This window comes from Lysobacter enzymogenes (assembly GCF_017355525.1).
GTDB lineage: Bacteria > Pseudomonadota > Gammaproteobacteria > Xanthomonadales > Xanthomonadaceae > Lysobacter > Lysobacter enzymogenes_C.
Genome location: NZ_CP067395.1, coordinates 4255044 through 4274141, shown reverse-complemented (window position 1 = coordinate 4274141; position 19098 = coordinate 4255044). Strand labels below are relative to the sequence as shown.

3 protein-coding genes are annotated in these 19098 nt (G+C 68.0%); 1 reads left to right on the top strand and 2 read right to left on the bottom strand.

Annotation, left to right across the window (positions count from 1 at the left end; genetic code table 11):
- Position 1: 1 nt before the first annotated feature.
- Positions 2–14755, bottom strand: a complete 14754-nt coding sequence (locus tag JHW38_RS18005) for a LysM peptidoglycan-binding domain-containing protein (RefSeq protein ID WP_207522692.1) — start codon at positions 14753–14755, stop codon at positions 2–4.
- Positions 14756–14950: 195 nt separating this feature from the next.
- Between JHW38_RS18005 and JHW38_RS18000 the strand changes: the two genes are divergently transcribed.
- A complete protein-coding gene (locus JHW38_RS18000; protein WP_207522691.1) occupies positions 14951–15718 on the top strand; it encodes a trans-aconitate 2-methyltransferase in 768 nt (255 codons plus the stop codon).
- 208 nt (positions 15719–15926) lie between these two features.
- Here the strand turns inward: JHW38_RS18000 and JHW38_RS17995 are convergent, their stop codons facing one another.
- Positions 15927–19007 (bottom strand): TonB-dependent receptor, encoded by a 3081-nt coding sequence (locus JHW38_RS17995; RefSeq protein WP_207522690.1) that lies wholly within the window; start codon positions 19005–19007, stop codon positions 15927–15929.
- Positions 19008–19098: the final 91 nt, after the last annotated feature.

Below are 19098 nucleotides of genomic sequence, written 5' to 3'. Positions count from 1 at the left end.
GTCATTTTTTACCGAAATCGGAGTCTTTGTAGTTTACGGCCGGGTTGTACTTATGCACCGATCCGTCGCCATAGGTAACGCTTACAGGGCGAACATCGACCACATTGTCGTTGAAGACCTGCAAAGCCCGTCCCTGGCCAAGACCGGTATTGATCTGGCCCTTTTCCATTTTGATAAGCGCGTAGTTCTGCGTCCAATTTTCGACGTTGCCGACAAAAGGCCTACCCGGGAACTGAACCATGCTGGCCGTGTTCGCCACGGCGCCCATGTCCGCGAGTTCCGCCATAGTGCCTGGCTTTACGGCAACCCGGACGAGAACCCCTCGATACTTGGTCGAGTAGTCCTGCAACGGCGACAACATGGTTTCTTTACCCCCGGAGCCCGGCGGCACTTTACCCGTCAGTTTCAACAGCCTGAACTCGGCCAGACTCATGGCTCTGTACATGATCTCATTGCCGTACGCATCCAGCTCCCGAACCATGCTGTAGGCATACGATGTCCGGTAGACAGGCTCGCCGATGGCCCGCCCGGCGCCGACGTCGAGAACGAGATCGTCGGACAGGTTCGAGATGCGGACGAATGCGGTACCGGACGCGGGTACTTGCGCTCCCGGGATTTCATAGGGTCTGGTGCTCGCGAACGCAGCCTGAAGATCTGCCTGAGTGATCGCTTTTTCGGACCGGAGTAGCAAAGAGGCCACACGACTGTAGGCCGCAGCCGCCCCCATTCCGATCAGTTCATTAAGGACAAGATTGGTGGCATCGCCGGGCAAGTTGCGAGCCAGGCGGATCCCCCAGGGATCGTTGGCCTGACGCTCGTAGTCGTCATACAACTGCCTGCCGACCAGGTATTCCGGGGGCGTGGCGGACACTCCGACCGAACGCTTTCCCGTTATCGCGATATTTTCCATTTCTTTGTCCACCATCTGGCGAACAACGGCACCTCCGCTCAGGAGTTCCGCCGTTGTGATCCCGTGCGTACGCGCTAAATCGCCTGCGAAATAGCCCGTGATCGAAGGCGTACCCCACCATTGCTGCGGATAGACGGGCGCCCCCGGGGTATTCCCCACGCCCCGGGAGTCCACGCCGGCCAAAGCTTGGGCCTTGGCTTGAGCCATCGCCCAATTCCGATCGAAATCCCGGTCGATGCCGATATCTCCTCGAGCGAGCCGCTGCCCCACCCCGTCCTGCAGAATCCGGTCCGCGCCCGCTTGGATTCGAAATGCCGCGTCGTCCGCGGCAGCGGCCATGTTTCTGTCGCCGATATCGCGAGCGATATCCTGCATGCGCTGTTCGCTGCGACCCATCGAATCGGCGAACGCCTGCTGCCGCGCCGCCGCCTGCTCCACGATGCTGTTGCCTATGGTCGAGGCGACCACATCCAGGCCGACCTGCATCAGTACTTCGCCGGAAAGGTTGCCGCGCGCAGCCGCGCTGACGGCTCCCGCGGCAAAGCCGCTGAGCACGTCGCGGGTAAATTTCTTGCCCAGCTCCTGTTGAGCCCTGCCGCTGCTCAGCGCGTCGCCCCAACCGGCCGCGCCGTCGTACTGCAGGCGACCGACTCCCTGCCCCGCCGCGTATCCCACACCGGAGCTCACCGCCGAGATCGCGACGTTCTTCCAGCTGAAGCTACCCAAATCCATTACCGAGGCCAGCCCAGTCGTCACTGCGCTGTTGACCGCACCGGCGGCAACCGCGCGGCCGAAGCCTCCCGCCGCTTTCCCGACCTTGTCCAGCACACTCCCTAAGCCCGCCGATCCAGCCAATCCGGCAGATATGCCAGAGCCCAAAGCGCTGGTCGCAACGCCCTTCCAGTCGAATCCGTTCTGCGCGCCACCGGCGATGAGGACGCCCTGACTGGCGATGCTGCCGACAGCTCCACCAATTGCTCCCGCAGCGAAGCCAGCGACGGCAACACCCGCGGTAGCGGCTAGACCAGTCGTCGCAGCGGTAGCTACCCCTCCCAGTACCTGGAGGCCGGCGCCAAAGGTCGTAGCAGCTGTCGTTTCCAAACCAACCAACCCGGCAGCCGCACCTGCGGTGTAGATCGTCACGACCACCGCCACCACGATCGCCAATATCTGCACAAACCCACCGCACCCACCTTTCTTAGGCGTCGGCGGCGGCGGCGGCTCCGGCAACGTCGGGCTGGTATTGCCCATCGCCGCACCCGCGTCGTACGGCTTGAACGTGCCCGCGTTGTTGTGGATGTTGGTGACCTTGTTCGGCACCGTCAGCACGGTGTTCGCGATCAAGGGCTGGTTCGGCGCCAAACCGTTCGCATCGGCCAGCAGGTACCACATCGCGCCGTCGCCCCACACGGCGTTGGCGATGCTTTGCAGCGTGTCGCCGGCCTTGACAATGTAGCTGCCCGGCGCGGCGGTCGGGTACAGGCTGTTGATCGGCTGGTAGTTCTGGTCGAAGTCGACGCCGCCGACCGGGGTGAAGCGCTTGTGGCGGTCGTCGTTGCGCGCGCCGGCCGGGGCCTGGTTCTGCGCCAGTTCCTTGACGTAGTCGATGCGGTCGATGCCGTCGTTGCCGAGGTTGCCGACCTGGCGGTCGTCGAACAGGAAGTAGCTGTGGTAGCGGTTCTGGGTCGCGTTGTAGATGCGGCCGTCGATGAATTCGCCGCCCATCAGTTCGTCGCGCTGCAGGATGCGGCCTTCGCCGTCGACCTGGTACGAGAACGAACGCCCGCCGGTTTCGTCGCGCGCGACCAGGATCCGGCCCAGGTCGTCGTAGCTGTAGTGCGAGAAGCCCGGCGCCCAGGGCCCCTTGACGCCCGGCGCGCTGCCGTCGACGCGGATTTCCTGTTGCTTGGCGCTGTCGAACCACTGGTAGGTGTAAGTGGTCTTGACCGTCGCGCCGGGGTTGGCGTTGTTGTCGTAGGTCTGGGTGTACTCGACCGTGCCGTCGCCGAAGCGATAGGTGCGGGTGCCGGTGTTCTTGAGGTTGTCGAAGTCCTGCACCAACAGGCTGTCGCGGTCCCAGGTGTGGGTGATGTGGTTGCGCAGGACGCGGTCGGCGTCGTATTCGCGGTAGTCGAGGACGCGGCCGGCGAGGTCGTTGCTGCGGCTGGCGCGCACCACGCCGCCGATCTTGGTGTCGGTCAGGTAGCCCATCGAATCGTAGGCGTACTGTTCGACGTGGCGGTCGCTGGCATAGGTCGCCTCGATGCGCTGGCCGGCGCGGTCGTAGGCCACCAGCACGCCATCGCCGCTGTCGCCCTGCCACACCCAGGCCGAGGCGTCGTCCTTGTTCGCCGCAGTGCCGCGCAGCTTGCCCATCGTCACGGTGAAGCGGTTCATCGCGTCGTACTGGTACCAGTACTCCTGCGGCCGGCTCTGGTCGAGCTGCAGGGTCAGCGGATCGACATAGACCGCCTTCATGTAGACCCGGTTGCCGTTGCCGTCGAAGCGATAGTCGATGACGTAGCGCGGGTCCTGGATGTGGGTCAGTCGGTTGAGTTCGTCGTAAGTGGCGACCGACTGCTGGAACACCCAGGCGCCGTTCTTGCCGGTCTGGCCTTCGAAGGTGCGGTTGCCGTTGCGGTCGTACTCGTAGCGCGAGACGATGCCTTCGCGCTGGTCGTTGAGGGTCTTGATCAGGCCGTTGTTGTAGTACTCGTAGACGATTTCCTGTCCGGCCGTGCGCTTGTCGGTGGTGGAGCTGGCGAGCAGACCGGCGCGGTTGTAGCGGTAGTAGAACATGTTGCCGCCGAGGTCGCGGTGCTGCAGCTTCTGGCCGTAGGCGTTGACCACGTCGGTCATGCTGCGGCCGTTGGCCTGCGCGGTGGTGCGTTCCCACGCGCCGTTGCCGCCGTCGGCCTGCGCGTTCCAGACCGCGGTGTAGGTGGTGACGCGGCCTTCGGCGCTGACGGTGCGGCTGACGTCGCCTTCGATGCTGTAGTCGGTGGTATCGCTGCCGAGCACGGTGGTGCGGCGCAGGCGGCGGTCCTGCTCGTCGTAGGCGTAGGTCTCGGTCGCGCGCTGACCGTCGGCACGGACGGGGCGGTCGAGTTGGACCAGGCGGTTGCCGTTGTCGTAGCGGTAATCGGTCTGGCGGCCGATCTCGTCGATCATGATCCGCTGGTTGCCGAACACGTCGTAGCGGTAGGTCTTGCTGCCGCCGTCGGCATGCCATTCCTGCGACACGCTGGGCTTGGCGCTACCGTAATTCCAGGCTTGGGTGGTCAGGTTGCCGTTGCCGTCGACATAGCCGACCAGACTGCCTGCGAGATCGTAGTAGTAGATCTGTTCGATCCGTTCGCGCTTGCTGAAGCCGTTGGCGTAGGTGACGCTGGTTTCCGGGTCGCGCACCTTCACCAGCTTGCCGAGCGTGTTGTATTCCAGATCGCGCAGGCGCGGATCGCCCCCATCGCTGACGCTGACGGTTTCGCTGGCGACTTCGCCGAACGCGTTCCAGCTCTGGCGGCGGTGGATCGACGTCGACGTGGATGCGTTGTCGCGGTAGACCCAGCGCACTTCCGCCGCCGCGCCGTCGGCGACCGGCCAGAAATAGCCGTTCGAACGCCCGCGGCTGAGGCCGTTCGGATTCTGCGCGTCGGCGAGACTGCCGTAGACGTCGTAGTAGTACTCGTACATCTTCGACTTGTCCAAGTCCACCGTGTCCCAGTGGAACTTGCCGTCGACGGCGCGGCGGACGATGACTTGCTCGAAGTTGCGCGAGGGATCGCCCTCGGGGCGGTAGTGCAAGGCGATGTAGTCGCCCGGCGCGGATGCCGGCGGCTCCAGGCTCAGCGTGTACAGGTTGCCGGGCACGGCGATGGTCGCGGCCGGCGTGCGCTGCGGGCCGATCTGGATCGTGCCGTTGGCCTTGTAGACCACCGACGGCACGGTGCGGCTGCCGCTGCTGAACTTGGCTTCGATGCCGTAGACGGTGAAGTTGCTGCCGCTTTCGGCCAGCAGCCAATCCGGGATCGCCCACACGGCGACGCCGTTAACGATCGACACCGCGGAGTCGGCGACCGCGACGCTGCCGTTGGGCCGAGTGATGGTGAAGCTCACCGACTCGGCGCCGCGCGGCAGATTGCTGAGCGTGACCGCGCTGGGGTCGTACTGATACTGCAGGAACACGCTCGGCGAGGCGCCGGCGCGGATTTCGCCGACCAGGATCTCGCCCTGGCCCGCGTCGTTGGTCATGATGAGGCGGACTTCGTAATCGCCCGGGCGGGTGCCCGCATCCCACCAGTTGAAGCTGTTGGGCGGAGCCAGATGGGGAATGGGCTGATACGTCCAGGCGTCCTGCGTGCCCTTGCGCCGGTATTCCATCGCGGCGTAACGCGGCAGTTCGCCGCGACGCATGCGCAGCGACACCGCATGAAGCTCGTTGCCGGCCCAGACAAACATGCCGATGCCGTTGACCAGATACGCCGATTGCTGCGCGTCGCCAACCAAGGCGATCGACGCGTTGGGCCCGGTCCGCATCGAGTAGCGTTCGCGGCGCCCGAGCGCGCCGTCGTTGCGCTCGGACACGTACAGCACTTCGTATTGCTGGGCGGGCAGCTGGCTGACGTCGACGGTCGCCATGCCGCCTTCCGGCGTGCGGCTGATCGGCAGCAGCTGGAACGCGCCGCTGGAGCCCCAGGGGCGGTAGTAGAACTGCGGGGTGATGTCCTGGCGGAAGCCGTCGTTGGGCAGGCGCACGGTGCCGACGGAGAACTGCGCGGGCAGGCTCGGGGTGAGCGGGACGAAGGTAGAGCCCGGCGAGTTCGAATAGAACCCCATGCTGACGCCGTTTCCTCTCGCCTGCATCTCGCCGAAGCCATCGGCGATCAGGAATTCCCGTCCCCCGCCCATAGAGCGCGAAACGATGTAGACGCTGATCGAAAGCTGGACGTTGCCCCAGACGTCGTCCCACATGCCGAAACGGCCGTCGGGGAACATCGAGCGCAGATTGATCGTGGCATAGCGGTCTGCCTGTGTGCCTACGAAGCTGCCGGAGGAATTTCCGGTCGCTTCGCCGAACTGGGGATCCGGGCCGCGCCAGTAGTTCTCGTAACTGCCGACCTCGATCCGGATCTGATACGCGGGACCGAACTGGGCCGTGTAGTCCGGCAGGTCGATGCCCACCGACAAGGTGTCGATCGTGCCGTTGTGGATGCTGGAGTACAGGCCGGCGGCGTTGTTCATCGGCCCCATCCCGGCGCCGTTGCCGATGTACAGCGATCCGTTCGCGCTGTTGTACAGCGGCGTCGCCGGCGGATAGCCGACCGGCCCGCCGACGTTCACGCCGATCTGGCCGATGCGGGTCGGGCTGGCGGGCTTGGGATCGAAGCTCCAGCGGTCCGGATCGGCGGTCATCGTCGGCTGGATCACGTCGACGACCTGGTTGCGCTTGTCGTACTGGGTGATGGTCGCGAACACGCCGGCCACGCCCGGCAGCTGGGCGTAGGACTGCGCGCGCAGGTCGACGGTCTGCGATTCCATCCGCAGCGCCGCGTTGCCGTTGGCGTCGTAGTAGAAGACGCGCACCACGCCGCCTTCCAGGTTGCCGCGGATCATGCGGCCGGCCAGGTCGTACTCGGCGAACTCCTGCAACACCGCGCCCGGGCCGATGCCGCGGCCGGTCACCTCGCCGAACAGGTTGTACGCGGTGCGGCGCTCGACGCTGCGGCTGCCGTCGCTGGCGACGGTGACGCGCGCGGTTTCGCGGCCGGACACGTCGTAGCTCGCCTGCACGGTCTCGCTGCGCTTGACGCCGGCCGAGTCGGTGCGCTGGTAGCTCATGCCGAGCATGTCGCCGCCGGCGTTGTAGCTGTAGCTGGTGGTGTAGCCCATCGCGTTGGTCTGCGACATCAGGCGGCCGCCCTGGGCGTAGACGTAGGTGTCGGTCTGGCTGGGCTCGCCCGCGGTTCCGACCCGGACTTCGCGGATGATCTGGTGCAGGCCGTTGTAGTCGTACTCGGTGCGCGCGGTGATGCTGCGGCCGGCGTGATCGACGAAGCCGGGCAGGGTCTTGGCGATGTTGCGACCAAGCTTGTCGTACTCCCAGCCGAACACATTGCCGAGCGCGTCGGTGCGGCGCAGCAGGTTGCCGGCGGCGTCGTAGGCGTAGCCCGTGGTCGCATCGGCGTCGCGGATTTCGGCCAGCTGGCCGTTGCTGCCGACCGATCGCGCGTCGACGTTCTTGCGGGTTTCGCTGAGCCGGCGTCCCATCTTGTCGTAGCTGTAGACGGTGACGCGATCGTTCTGATCGTCTTCCGGCCAGGCCGCGAAGTAAGCCGTCAAATCGCCGGAGGTCGGTAGCGGGTTGGGATGGAGCTTGGCGTAGCGCTGTTCTTCGAGCACGTTGCCTTCGGCGTCGTAGGTCCAGTCGGTGCGATAGCCTTCGGCGTCGAGTTCCAGGGTCTTGCGGCCCAGCGCGTCGTAGTAGCTGCGTGCGACTCCACTGTTGCCGTCCTTGCGGCTCACCAAGCGCCCGCCGAGGTCGTAGACCCAGCTCTCGGAGAAACTGCCTTCCTGCAGGGTGTAGTACGACCCGCCCGGCAAGGGCGCGTCGGCGACCGCGAACAGTACGCCGACGGTGGTCGCTTCGATGCGGCGGCCGGCGGCGTCGTAGCGGTACTGGGTCTCGCGCGCGGCGGCGGGACGGCCGGCGCCATCGAGCGGAATCGCGGGCAGCGCGTCGCCCGCCGGCAGCGCCACGGCCTGCACGAACGACCGGGTGCGCAGCAGATTGCCGACGGCGTCGTACTCGTTTAGGGTCAGGCGCCCGTTCGGATCGACCTGGCCGATCAGGCGGTCGTTGGCATCGTAGTAGTAGCGGGTGATGCCGCCGCGGCCGTCGGTCTTCTCGATCAGGTTGCCGCGCGCGTCGTGGTTGAAACCCTCCTCGAGATCGGTCGTCGACTCGCCTTCGAGCGCGACTTCGCTGAGCGCGTACACCGGCCGGCCGAGCGCGTCGTAAGCGGTGGTGCGGCCGCGGATCTCGCGGCTGCCGAACGCTTCGTACGCCGTCGTCTGGCGGCCGAACATATCGTAGACATAGCGATTGGTCAGCGGCCCGCGGCCGCCGTCGGCCAGCGCCACGCTCACCGACAGATAGGTTTCCTCGATCAGCTGGCCGGCCCGGTCGTAGGCATAGGCGACTTCGCCGCCGAGTTTGTTGCGGTACTTGGTGCGGCGGCCGGCCGCATCGTATTCGAAGCTTTCCACGCCGTTTTCGGCGTCGGTCGTGCCGATGAGCTGGCCGGCGAGGTCGTAGCGCATGCGCGTGACCGCCACCGCGCCGGCCGGCGGCGCCGGCGGCGCGGCGCCGTCGACCGCGCCGGCGACGGGTTGCAGATAGCGGTACACCGCGGCCGTATTGCCGAGCGCGTCGTACTCGGTGCGGGTCAGGTAGCCCATCGGGTCGACCTGATGGCTCACCCGCCCCAGCGCATCGAAGTAGAAATAGCCCGCGTTGCCGAGTGCGTCGACGACTTTGACCGCATCGCCGAACGCATCGTAGCTGCGGGCGACGACGCCGCCCAGGGCATCGATGGTCTGGGTCGCACGCCCGTTGACGTCGTAACGGGTGCGGGTGGTGTATGCGGCCAGCAGCGCGGCTTTCTGTTCGGCGCTCAAGGTCGATACGAGCAGCGCGGCGCCGCCGGTGTCGGTCGCTCCGCGGCGCTTGCGCTCGGCCAGCGCCCACGGCGAATCCGACTCGGCCAGTTCGACGCCGCGCGGATCGATCGCCGCGATCAACTGGCCGAACGCGTCGTAGACGCGGCGCGAGGTGTTCGCCACCGTCGTGCCGGCGGCGCGGGTCTCCTCGACCAGCCGCCCGGCCGGGTCGTACTTGCGCCGGGTTTCGGTCTGCGCCGGGCTGCCCCAGGCGGCGAATTCGGCGACCACCTGCCCCAGCCCGTCGCGCTGATAGCGCCGCACCGCGCCGTTGTCGTCGGTGCTTTCCAGCATGCGGCCGGCGCCGTCGTAACCCAGCCGGGTCCCCACGCTCCAGCCGAGCGCGACGATCGCACCGATGCTGTCGACGGTATCGGTCGGCACGATCGGGCGTTGGTACTGCGCGTCGGCGACGCGGGTATGCACGACGTTGCCGACCGCGTCATAGCGCGTTTCGCTCACGCGCTTGATCGCGTCGTAGACGAAGCGCACCCGGCCGGCGGCGTCGTAGAACCACATCGTGGTCGGATGGATTTCGCGCGAATCGCTCTGTACGTACTGCGCGAACCACGCCGCCATGCCGGCTTCGGTGTAAGCCGCGGGCGCGGCGGCCGGGTACGCGGCGGTGCGCATGAACCGTACGGCCGTGCGCAGGCGGCCGGCCGCGTCGTAGGTGTTGCGGGTCACCCGGTCGCCCGCATCGACCTGCCAGGTCACGCGGCCGGCGGCGTCGTAGACCCAGCGGTCTTCGGCGGTCTGTTCGCGCGGCTGCGCGTCGGCCCAGGCGTCGAGGCTGGCGCGGTCGATCGCGCCGTTGGCCGGATACGTCGCCGCATACTTTGCGCTGGCGAGCAGATTGCCGGCCGCGTCGTAACGGTTGCGCACGACATAGCCGGCCGCATCGACCTGGAACACGGCGCGGCCGGCGGCGTCGTACATCGCGCGTCCGGTGCGGTCGGCGGCATGCGCGCCGGCGCTTTGCGCTGCCAATGCCGCGGCCACGTCGGCCGCGTTGGGCGCGTCGCCCAGGCCGCCGACGGGCGTGGCGTAGGCGATGCTGCGCACGATGTTGCCGCCGTTGTCGTAGACGCTTTCGCGCACGGCGTTGGAGGGATCGATGACGTAACGTACGCGACCGTCGCGATCGTAGGCGTAGCGGGTGACGCGGTCGTCCGCGGTCTGCGCGGGCAATGCGTTCTCCGCTTTCTCGAAGCTCAGCATCCACGCCATCCAGGTGGTGTCGATCGCCGTCGCATAGGCGCGAACGCGGATCAGCCGGCCTTCCTGGTCGTAGTTGCGCGCTTCCACCGCGCCGGCGGCGTCGATGCTGTACCTCAGCCGGCCGAGGCTGTCGTAGACGTAGCGGGTCAAGTGCTCCAGTGCGTCGCGGCGCGCGACCAGACGGCCGTCTTCGTCGTAGGCGAATTCGGTGCGGATCGCCAACCCGTCCGGATCGACGGTGCTGGTTTCCAGGCGGCCGAGCTTGTCGTAGCTGTTCTGGGTCACGCGCGCCGCGGCCGTGCCCATGCCTTCGGTGACGCGCACGGTGCGGCCGGCCGCGTCGTATTCGTAGCCGGTGGTCAGATTGAGCCGGCCCGCGCCCGCATCCACCACCACACTGGCCTGGCGGCCGTTGAGGTCGTACTTGACCTCGATCGCCGTACCGTTGGGGTCGGTGGTTCGGATCAGCTGGCCCTTGGCGTCGTAGTCGTAGCGGGTCTTGATCGCCAGGCCGTCCGGATCGAGGGTGCGGGTGAGCATGCGTCCGACCGCGTCGTACTCGAACACGGTCTTGACCCCGCGCGCGTCGACCGTCTCGATCAACTGGCCGGCCTTGTCGTAGCTCGAGCGCACGACGCCGTCCGGCGTGGTCACCGACTTCAGCCGGCCGTCCAGGTCGTAGACGTAAACGGTCTTGTTGCCGCGGCCGTCGGTCAGCTCGACCGCCTGGCCGTGCTCGTTGTAGCGCGCGACGGTCTCGACGCCTTCGGCGCTGCGCGTGCGCACTTCGCGGTTGAACGCGGTGTAGCTGTATTCGGTGCGCGCGCCGGTGCGGTCGGTGCGCGCCAGCACGTTGCCGAACGCGTCGCTGACGAAGTGCGTCCAGTTGCCGACTACGTCGCCGGTGGCGGCGACGCGGCCGGCGCGGTCGCGCCGCTGGGTGTACTCGGCGACGCCGAGGCCGTGCTCGGTCGCTATCAGGCCGTAGCGGTCGTACGAGGTGAAACGGCCGAACCAGCTCTGCGGCGACTGATACGAGCGGACCACCGACACTCGCCCCATCGCATCGTAGTCGTAACCGGTGTCGAGCGCGGTAGCGTCGCTGCGGTCCAGATAACTGGTCCACGAGCGGGTCCCGCTCAGCTGTCCCCAGGCGCCGTAGGTGTTGCGGGTAAGCCCGCCCATCGCGTCGATGGCCTCGCGCACCGCACCGGCGGTGGTGTAGCTCAGGCGGGTGCGGCTGGCCTGGGCATCGTCGAGCAGCGCGAACGCGGTGCGTTCGGCGCTGCCGAGCGCGCCGCCGCGCATCTGGCCGAGCGAGGCCGCGGTCAGGCGCTTGGCGTAGACCACGGTTTCGGTCAGGTCGCCCCATGCGTTGTAGCGGCGCTCGCTGACCTCGCCCATCGCGTTGACCAGGTGGGTCACGCGGCCGGCGGCGTCGTAATAGGACAAGGTCGAACGCCCCAGCGCATCGGTCGCCGAGATGCGGCGGCCGGCGGCGTCGTAGGCGTAGCGCACGCCCCAGGCGTTCCAGATCGCTTCCACCTGCGCCGCGCCGGGATTGGCGCCGAGCGCCTGCAAGGCCTTGACGCCTTCGCCGCTGAGTTGCGCCAGCAGGCGCCCTTGCAGGTCGTAGCGGTAGCGCGCCTGGCGGTCGCCGCGGCTTTCGCCGACCAACTGGCCCATCGTGTCGTAGTCGTAGCCGGAGACCGCGTCGCCGCTGCCGGAGTATTCGGTCTGGCGCAGCAAGTGGCCGTCGGCGTCGTATTCGTAAGTGGTGCGTTCGCGCACGCCGGGCAAGGTCGTCGCCAGCGCGTCCGTCGGCGGTTGCCACTGCGGATCGACGTCCGGTGCGGCGGCCAGCCACTGGGTCCACTGGCTTTGGTCGAGATAGACATCGCCGCGCGGGAACGTCTGGCTGCCGGCCGCGCCGGTCCAACGCGAATCGCCGCCCGCGTCGAAGGCGATGCCGGCGAATTCCGCCGAACCGATCGCCAGCGCGCTGCCGTCCGGGAGCGTCGCCTCCAGCCGAACTTCGTGCTGGCTTGCGCGCGCCAGTTCGATCGAGAACGCATAGGCGCGATAGGCGTCGTCGCCGACTTCGATCGTCGCCGCCAGCGCGCCGTCGACCCACACCTTCACCGTCGCCCGTTGGCCCGGAGCGGACGCATAGGTCTGCGCCTGAAACGAGCCGTGCAGACGATAGGTCCCGCCCTGCGGCGGCGCCAGGCGCTCGCCGCGGATGCGCTCGGCGATGTTGCCGTAGGCGTCGTAGGCGTAACGGGTGACGTTGTTCTCGCCGTCGATCTGCGCCGTCAACAGCCCGCGCGCATCGTACCGATAGCGGGTCCGGGCATCGGCCCGGTCGGAGTAGGAACGCAGTTGCTCGAAGCTTCCCGCGTCGGCGTATTCGGCCGCTGCCGTGCGCTCGTAGGCGATGGTCTGGATGCGGCGGCCGGTCGCGTCGTAGACGTGCTCCTGCAGGCGCAGATCGGCCGACAGCGTGCCGCGCAGCTGGCCGTCGGCGCTATAGAAATAGCGGGTCTTGCGATCCTGGGCATCGGCTTGAACGGTCGCGTTGGCCAGGTTCGGATCGGCGCGCAGCGCGGCCGGGTCGACGGTCGCGGTGCGGACCACGCTGGCGACCACGCGCGAAGCGGCGTCGTAAACGTAATCGGTCACCACCCCGCCGCCGTTCACGCTCTTGGCCAGACGGCCGGCCGCATCGTAGAAGCGCCACTCCAGGCGGTCGTTGGCCGTATCCGCCGCCGGCCGCACGCCGGCGTTGGCGAGGGTCAGCGCAACGGTTTGACCGTTGACGGTCGCGGTCTGCTTCGGCTTGCCGTTCGCGTCCAGCAACGCTGCCAGCGCGGTGGCGTTGACCGTGTTGGCGTAACGGACGCTGCGCACGACCTGGTTGTTGGCGTCGTAGACGTACTCCGTCAGCGCGCCAGCGGCATCGATTTCACCGACCCGCCGCCCTGCCTCGTCGTACAACACATGCGTCTTCGCCCCGAGCGCATCCTCGCTCATGCGCAGCCGCCCGTCGGCGTCGTAGTGATAGCGCACCTGCGACAGCACCGTGCCGCCGCTGTTGGATTCGGCCAGCGCGATCAGCTCGCCGGCGTGGTTGTAGGTCGAGGTGCGCACCAGCCCGTTGGCCAGCGTCGTCACCGTGCGCCGCTGCGCGTCGTCGTACTGGGTAACGGTCACCGCGTCGTTGAACCCGGTGACCCGGATCGTCCGGCCCAGGCCGTCGTAGACGAACTGTTCGACTTCCGGCGCCGCGATCGGGCCGACGTAACGCTGCAACAGCCGGCCCTGCGCGTCGTAGACGAAGCGGGTGCGGATGACCTGGTCGTCGAGCACGCCGCTGCCGTCGGCGGCCAGCGTGGCGTAGCGGGTCACCTGGCTCAGGTTGCCGCGGAAGTCGTACTCGCTGTCGGTGCGCTCGCCGATGCGCGCGGTGGCGCCGGCCCACGCGGTCAGCGCGGCCTCGGTGAACGTGCTGCCGGCGTAGTTGCCTTCCGAGTAGCCCAGCGTCGCGATCAACTGGCCGGCGGCGTTGTAGCGCAGCTCGCTGACGCGCCCCTCGGCGCTGACCTTGAACCGCAGATGCTGCTCCGCGTCGTACACATACCGCGTCGTCGCCGTGGCCGTGTTCGGCCCCGATACCGTCTCGCTCAGCAGTTGGTTGTCGCTGCCGAAGGTGCGCTCCACCACCGTGCCGACCGCGTCTTCCTGCTTGATGAGGTTGCCGGCTGCGTCGTAGGTGTATTTGACTTCGTTGCCCAGCCCGTCGCGGATCGTCGCGACTTGCCCGGCGGCGTCGTAGGTGAAAGTCTGGGTCTGGTGCGCGCCGTTGACCATTGGGCTGCTGGTCTGCAACAGCCGGCCCTGCGCGTCGTAGCTCAGGATCGTGTCCTGGCCGAGCGGGTCGACGATGGTCGTGCGGCGGTTCGCGGTGTCGTAGCTCAGCGTGGTCGTGCGCAGCACGCCGGCGTCGCTGGTCTGGGCGATGCTGACCACGCGGTACTGGCCGTCGATCAGCTGGTAGCCGAACGCGACTTTGGCGCCGTCGGACTGGGTGATCGAGGCGATCCGGCCGCTGCTGCCGTCGTAGCCATACGTCGTGGTGAACACCTTGCCGTCGGCGACCGAATTGTCGTCCGGGCTCAGGTCCAACGTCACCGTGCCCAGCCGGCCGGCGCTGTCGTAGCCGTAACGCACCGCGGTTGAGGTCTGAGTGCCGTTGGCGGTCTGGGTGACGGTGCGCAGCTGGCTCAGGCGGCCGTTGGAGTCGTAGTCCAGGTAGGTCGTTTCGCCGTTGGCGGTGACGACCTGGCTGAGCGCGCCGGCGCCGTTGTAGACGTAGCTGACCGCATTGCCGTCGCGGTCCACGCTCTCGATCAGGCGGCCGCTGTTGGCCGCGTCGTAGCGCTCGATCAGCTGGCTGCCGCCCTGGGTCCAGGTCCAGCGCTGGTTGCCGCCGTCCCAGGCCAGGGTGTCGCGGGTGCCCGCGCCTTCGCTGGCGACGTACAACGAACGCGCCGCGTCCCAGGCGTAGGCGATGCGGCTGCCGTCCCAGTCGGTGCGATAGACGCTGCTGCCGGCCGCATTGACCGTCCCGGTCAGACCGCCGACCTGCTTGCTGACGCCCGCGCGCCAAGTCTCGCCGACCAGCTGCGCCTGGCTGTTGTAGGCCCGGTACAGCTCGGCGTCGACGCCGCGGCCCATCAGCCATTGGTCGCGGTCGCGCAGGATCAGGTTGCCGGTCGCGGCGTTGACGAACGCCTGCTCCCCGGTCTTGCCGACCCCCGCACCGCCGATCTGCCCCCGCCCGCCCAGACCCAGCGCCGAGGAGGCCTGCAGACCCAGTCCGTTCCCTGTGACGATCGCGACCATGTGCCTTTCCCGTTTCGGTTAGCCGCCAGGGGGCGGCCCTCTAACGGACTTCTCGGCACATTCCAGAAAAAGTTTAGCGGCCGCCTCCGAAACGCCGAAACGCCCGCCCCGCTTGGGATCCGGCGGCCACGCAGGGCACAGCCCGGGGCTCCCGGGGCGCCTATAGTGGGTCCATCCCTCTCCGGAGCCGCTCGCATGTGGGACCCCGCCAAATACCTCGACTTCGCCGACCTGCGCGGCCGGCCGTTCTTCGACCTCACCGCCCGCATCGGCGCGACCGCGCCGCGCCGGGTCGTCGACCTGGGCTGCGGCCCCGGCAACCTCACCGCGGCGCTGGCCCAGCGCTGGCCGCAGGCGGCGCTGGAGGCCAGCGACAATTCGCCGGAGATGGTCGCGGCCGCGCGCAAGCTCGGCATCGATGCGGAACTGGTCGATGTGCGCGAGTGGAAACCCAAGCCCGATACCGACGTGGTGGTGTCCAACGCGGTGTTGCAGTGGGTGCCCGAGCATCGCGAGCTGCTGGAGCGCTGGGTGCGCGAGCTGCCGGCGGGCGCGTGGATCGCGATCCAGGTGCCGGGCAATTTCGTCGCGCCTTCGCACGTGCTGACGCGCAGGCTCGCGGCCAGCCCGGGTTGGGTCGACAAGCTCGCGGCGGTCGGGCTGCGCGACGACGAGGCGGTGGATGCACCGACCCAGTACGCGGAGCGTCTGGCGCGGCTGGGCTGTCAGGTCGATGCGTGGGAAACGACGTATACCCAGCGCCTGCAGGGCGAGAATGCGGTGCTGGAGTGGATCACCGGGACGGCGCTGCGGCCGGTAAAGGCGGCGTTGAATGCGGAGGATTGGCAGCGCTTCCGCAGCGAGTTGGCGGCGATGCTGGATGAGGCGTATCCGCCGCGCGGCGACGGGACGACGTGGTTCGAGTTCCGGCGGATTTTCGTGGTGGCGCGGACGCCTGAGTAAGTCGGCGTTGGCGCGGACTTTGCCGTTATCGGTCGTGCACGCGGCACGTGGATGTTTCGGCGTGGCTGCGTTGGCGCGGTCGCGGCTTGCGCCGCTCCTACAGGGGGCCATCGGAGCCGCGAGGCGATCGGGGTAAAAAAGCCTCCCGCCACTATCCTTGTGGCAGGAAGCCAAACCGTGGCCGCGGACGCATCCGCGGCCGGCGCGCTTACAGCGGCGCGCCGCCGAACTTGTGGGTGTACTGCACGAACACCTGCCGGCCCAGCGCATCGAACCAGGACACGTCGTAATACGGGTAGCCGGTGTAGCTGGCGTCGTGCGGCGGCATCTTGTCGAACAGGTTGGTTACCGACACCGACAGCTGGTTGTGGTCGGTGAAGCGGTATTGCAGCGACAGGTTGTAGCGGTAGGTCGCGCCGATCCACGGGCTGCCGCCGTCCGCGGGATCGTAAGCCTCGTTGTAGGAGTCGTAGTTCGGCAGCTTGCCCAGGCGTTCGCCGTGCACGGTCGCGGTCCAGCGGTCGCGCTCCCAGCTGACGCTGGCGCTGGCCTTGCTGCGCGGGATGTCGAAACCGCTGTTGATCGCGAACTGGTCCTCGACCCGGTCGCCGGCGTACTGCTGGCTCTCGTGTTCGCGCACCCAGCTGTAGTTGCCGCTGAAGCGGAACGTGCCGAGCGCGGTGTCCCAGCGCCAGCGCGCGGTGAAGTCGACGCCGTTGGTGCGCTCGCGGGCGATGTTGATCGGGTTGACGTAGGTGCCGTACAAACGGCCGTCGGCGCTGCGCACCACCCGCGCCAGCGCGTCCGCGCAGGTCGGCGAGCCGGCGCTCACCGGCGTGCCGTCCGGACGCTGGCCCAGGCGGCAGTCGGCTTCGTCCTGCAGCACGCTGTCGGCGCGCAGGTCCTGGACCTGGTGGCGCAGGTCGATGTCGTAATAATCCAGCGAGAAATCCAGGTTCGCCAGCGGCGACCACACCACGCCGGCGGTCCACGAGGTGCTGGTTTCCGGCTCCAGCTTGCGGTTGCCGCGGCGGGTGACGATCAGGCTTTCGTCCCCGTACGAGCAGTCGGCGTAATCCACGCCCGGCTCTTCGCTGCGGCAGCGGTAGTAGTCGATCGCGGCCGATTCGGCGTTGCCTTCGCCGGCGAACACGTAATGCAGGTCCGGCGCGCGGAACGCGGTGCCGTAGGAGCCGCGCAGCAGCAGCGTGTCGAGCGGCCGCCATTCCAGGCCGGCGCTGTAGGTGAACTTGTCGATGCTGTTGCCGCTGTAGCGGTACTGGTCGTAGCGGCCGGCGACGCTGAGGTTCAGGCGCTCGAACAAGGGCAGGCGCAGTTCGCCGGCCGCGGCCCAGCGGTCGCGGCTGCCGTGACCGTCGGAATCGCGCCAGCTGTAGTAGTAGTACTGGGTCGCCAGCGGATCCGGGCGCAGGTTGTAGCTCTGGTTGCCGGCTTCCACGGTGCCGGCGAAGCCGACCGCGCCGGCCGGCAGCTGGAACAGCTCGGTGTTGGTGAAGGTCAGCGACAGCGTGTCGGTGCGCGACTTGGGCTGATAGACGGTGCGCGCGGCGATCGAGTCGTACTCGGCGCGGGTCAGCGGCCGGTACAGGCGCGAGGGGTCGGCGTCGAAGATCGGATAGCCGTCGTCGTCGGTGCCGAGCTGCGGGCCGAGGAACAAGGCGTTGGCCTTGGACGCGACGATCTGCGGCCAGCTGATCGTGGACTGGTACTGCGAATGGCTCAGCGCGGTTTCCCAATCCCAGTTCGCGCCCCAGCGGCCCTTGAAGCCGGTGGTGACGCTGAAGGTCTTCTGCCGGGTGCGGATGTCGCCGTTGTTGAGGCCGCCCATTTCCTCGGGCGTGAACTGGCGCTGCCAGTATTCGAGCTGGTCGGTGGCGCGGTTGAAGAAGTAGCCGCTCTCGTCGCCGTCGGGACGCTGGTAGACCCACTGGGTCACGTCGCGGAACATCGACAGCTCGTGGTAGCCCAACTGCAGGTCGGCGAACCATTCGGTGTCGTTGTCGAAACGGTAGCTCAGCGAACCGTAGGCGTTGAGGCCGCGGCGCTTGCTGAGGATGGTGCCGTAGCCGATCGAACGGTCGCTGCCGCAGTAATAGCCGTCCTCGCCGTCGACGCCGTAGCCCGGGCGCGAGGCGCGATAGGTGTTGCCGCCGTTGAGCGCGGCGACGCCGTCGCAGGCGCCTTCCGGGTCGAGGTATTCGTCGTACCAGTTGGTGCGCAGAAACGTGCGGCGCGGCGCGCGGCTGCCGGCGCTGGGGCCGTCCAGGGTCGAATCCTGGCGCGCGCGGTCGTAGGCCCACAGCGGGTTCTGCACCAGCAGCTCGGCGCCGTAGATCGCGGTGAAGCGGTCGTTGCTGTAGCCGCTGGACACGCTCAGGTCGAACGACTCGGCGCCGCCGCGGGTGGCGTCGCCCATGCGCACGTCGACGGTGGTGCCGTCGGCCTGCTTCTTGAGGATGAAGTTGACCACGCCGGAGATCGCGTCGGAGCCGTAGATCGCCGAGGCGCTGCCGGTCAGGATTTCGATCCGCTCGACCATGCCGAGCGGAATGTTGGAAATGTCGGTGAAGTTGCTGCGGCCCTTGAACGGCATCGGAAAGTCGGCGATGCGGCGGCCGTTGACCAGCACCAGGGTGTGGTTGGGGCCGAGGCCGCGCAGGTCGACCTGTTGCGCGCCGGGCGAAAAGTCGGCGCCGCTGGCCGATTGCTGGCTCTGGGTCTCGCCGCCGTTCTGGGTCATCGCCCGCAGCACGTCGGGCACGCTGGTGAAGCCGTTGGCCTTGATCTCCTGCGCGGTCATCACCGTGACCGGCGCCGGGCCTTCGATCTGCGCGCGCGGAATGCGCGAGCCGGTGACCTGGATGGTCTCCAGGTCGGTCGCCGCCGGCGGCTCCGGCGAGGCGCCGCCGGTGGCCGCCTGCGCGCGCGGCGCGGCGGCCGCGGCGGGCCGGGACTTGGGCGCGGCCACGTCCTTGACGATGACCATGCCGCCGGACGGGTCGCGGCGGGCGACGAAGCCGCTGCCGCGCAACAGCCGGTCGAGCGCGTCGCCGGCCGGCATGGTGCCGCTGACGCCGGCGGTGCGCAGGCCGCGCAACTGGTCGGCGGAATAGACGAACTGGGCGCCGGACTGGCGCGCCAGCGCATCCAGCGCGGCCGACAGGTCGCCGGCCGGGATCTCGACCCGCGCCGGCGCCCCCTGCGCCTGCGCGGACAGGGCGGCGGAACAGGCCAACGTCAACAGCACTACACGTAAACCACGCAGCATCGGTTTCCCCTCCCCATCGGCACTCGTACGGCGCCGTTGTGTATGTCAGACGAACGAAGTCGGCGAATCCCGCACGCGGCGGCAGGCACGG

Bases quoted from the DNA above. Each gene is read 5' to 3' on its own strand.
- JHW38_RS18005 (WP_207522692.1), bottom strand. From the start codon at position 14,755: ATGGTCGCGATCGTCACAGGGAACGGACTGGGTCTGCAGGCCTCCTCG.
- JHW38_RS18000 (WP_207522691.1), top strand. From the start codon at position 14,951: ATGTGGGACCCCGCCAAATACCTCGACTTCGCCGACCTGCGCGGCCGG.
- JHW38_RS17995 (WP_207522690.1), bottom strand. From the start codon at position 19,007: ATGCTGCGTGGTTTACGTGTAGTGCTGTTGACGTTGGCCTGTTCCGCC.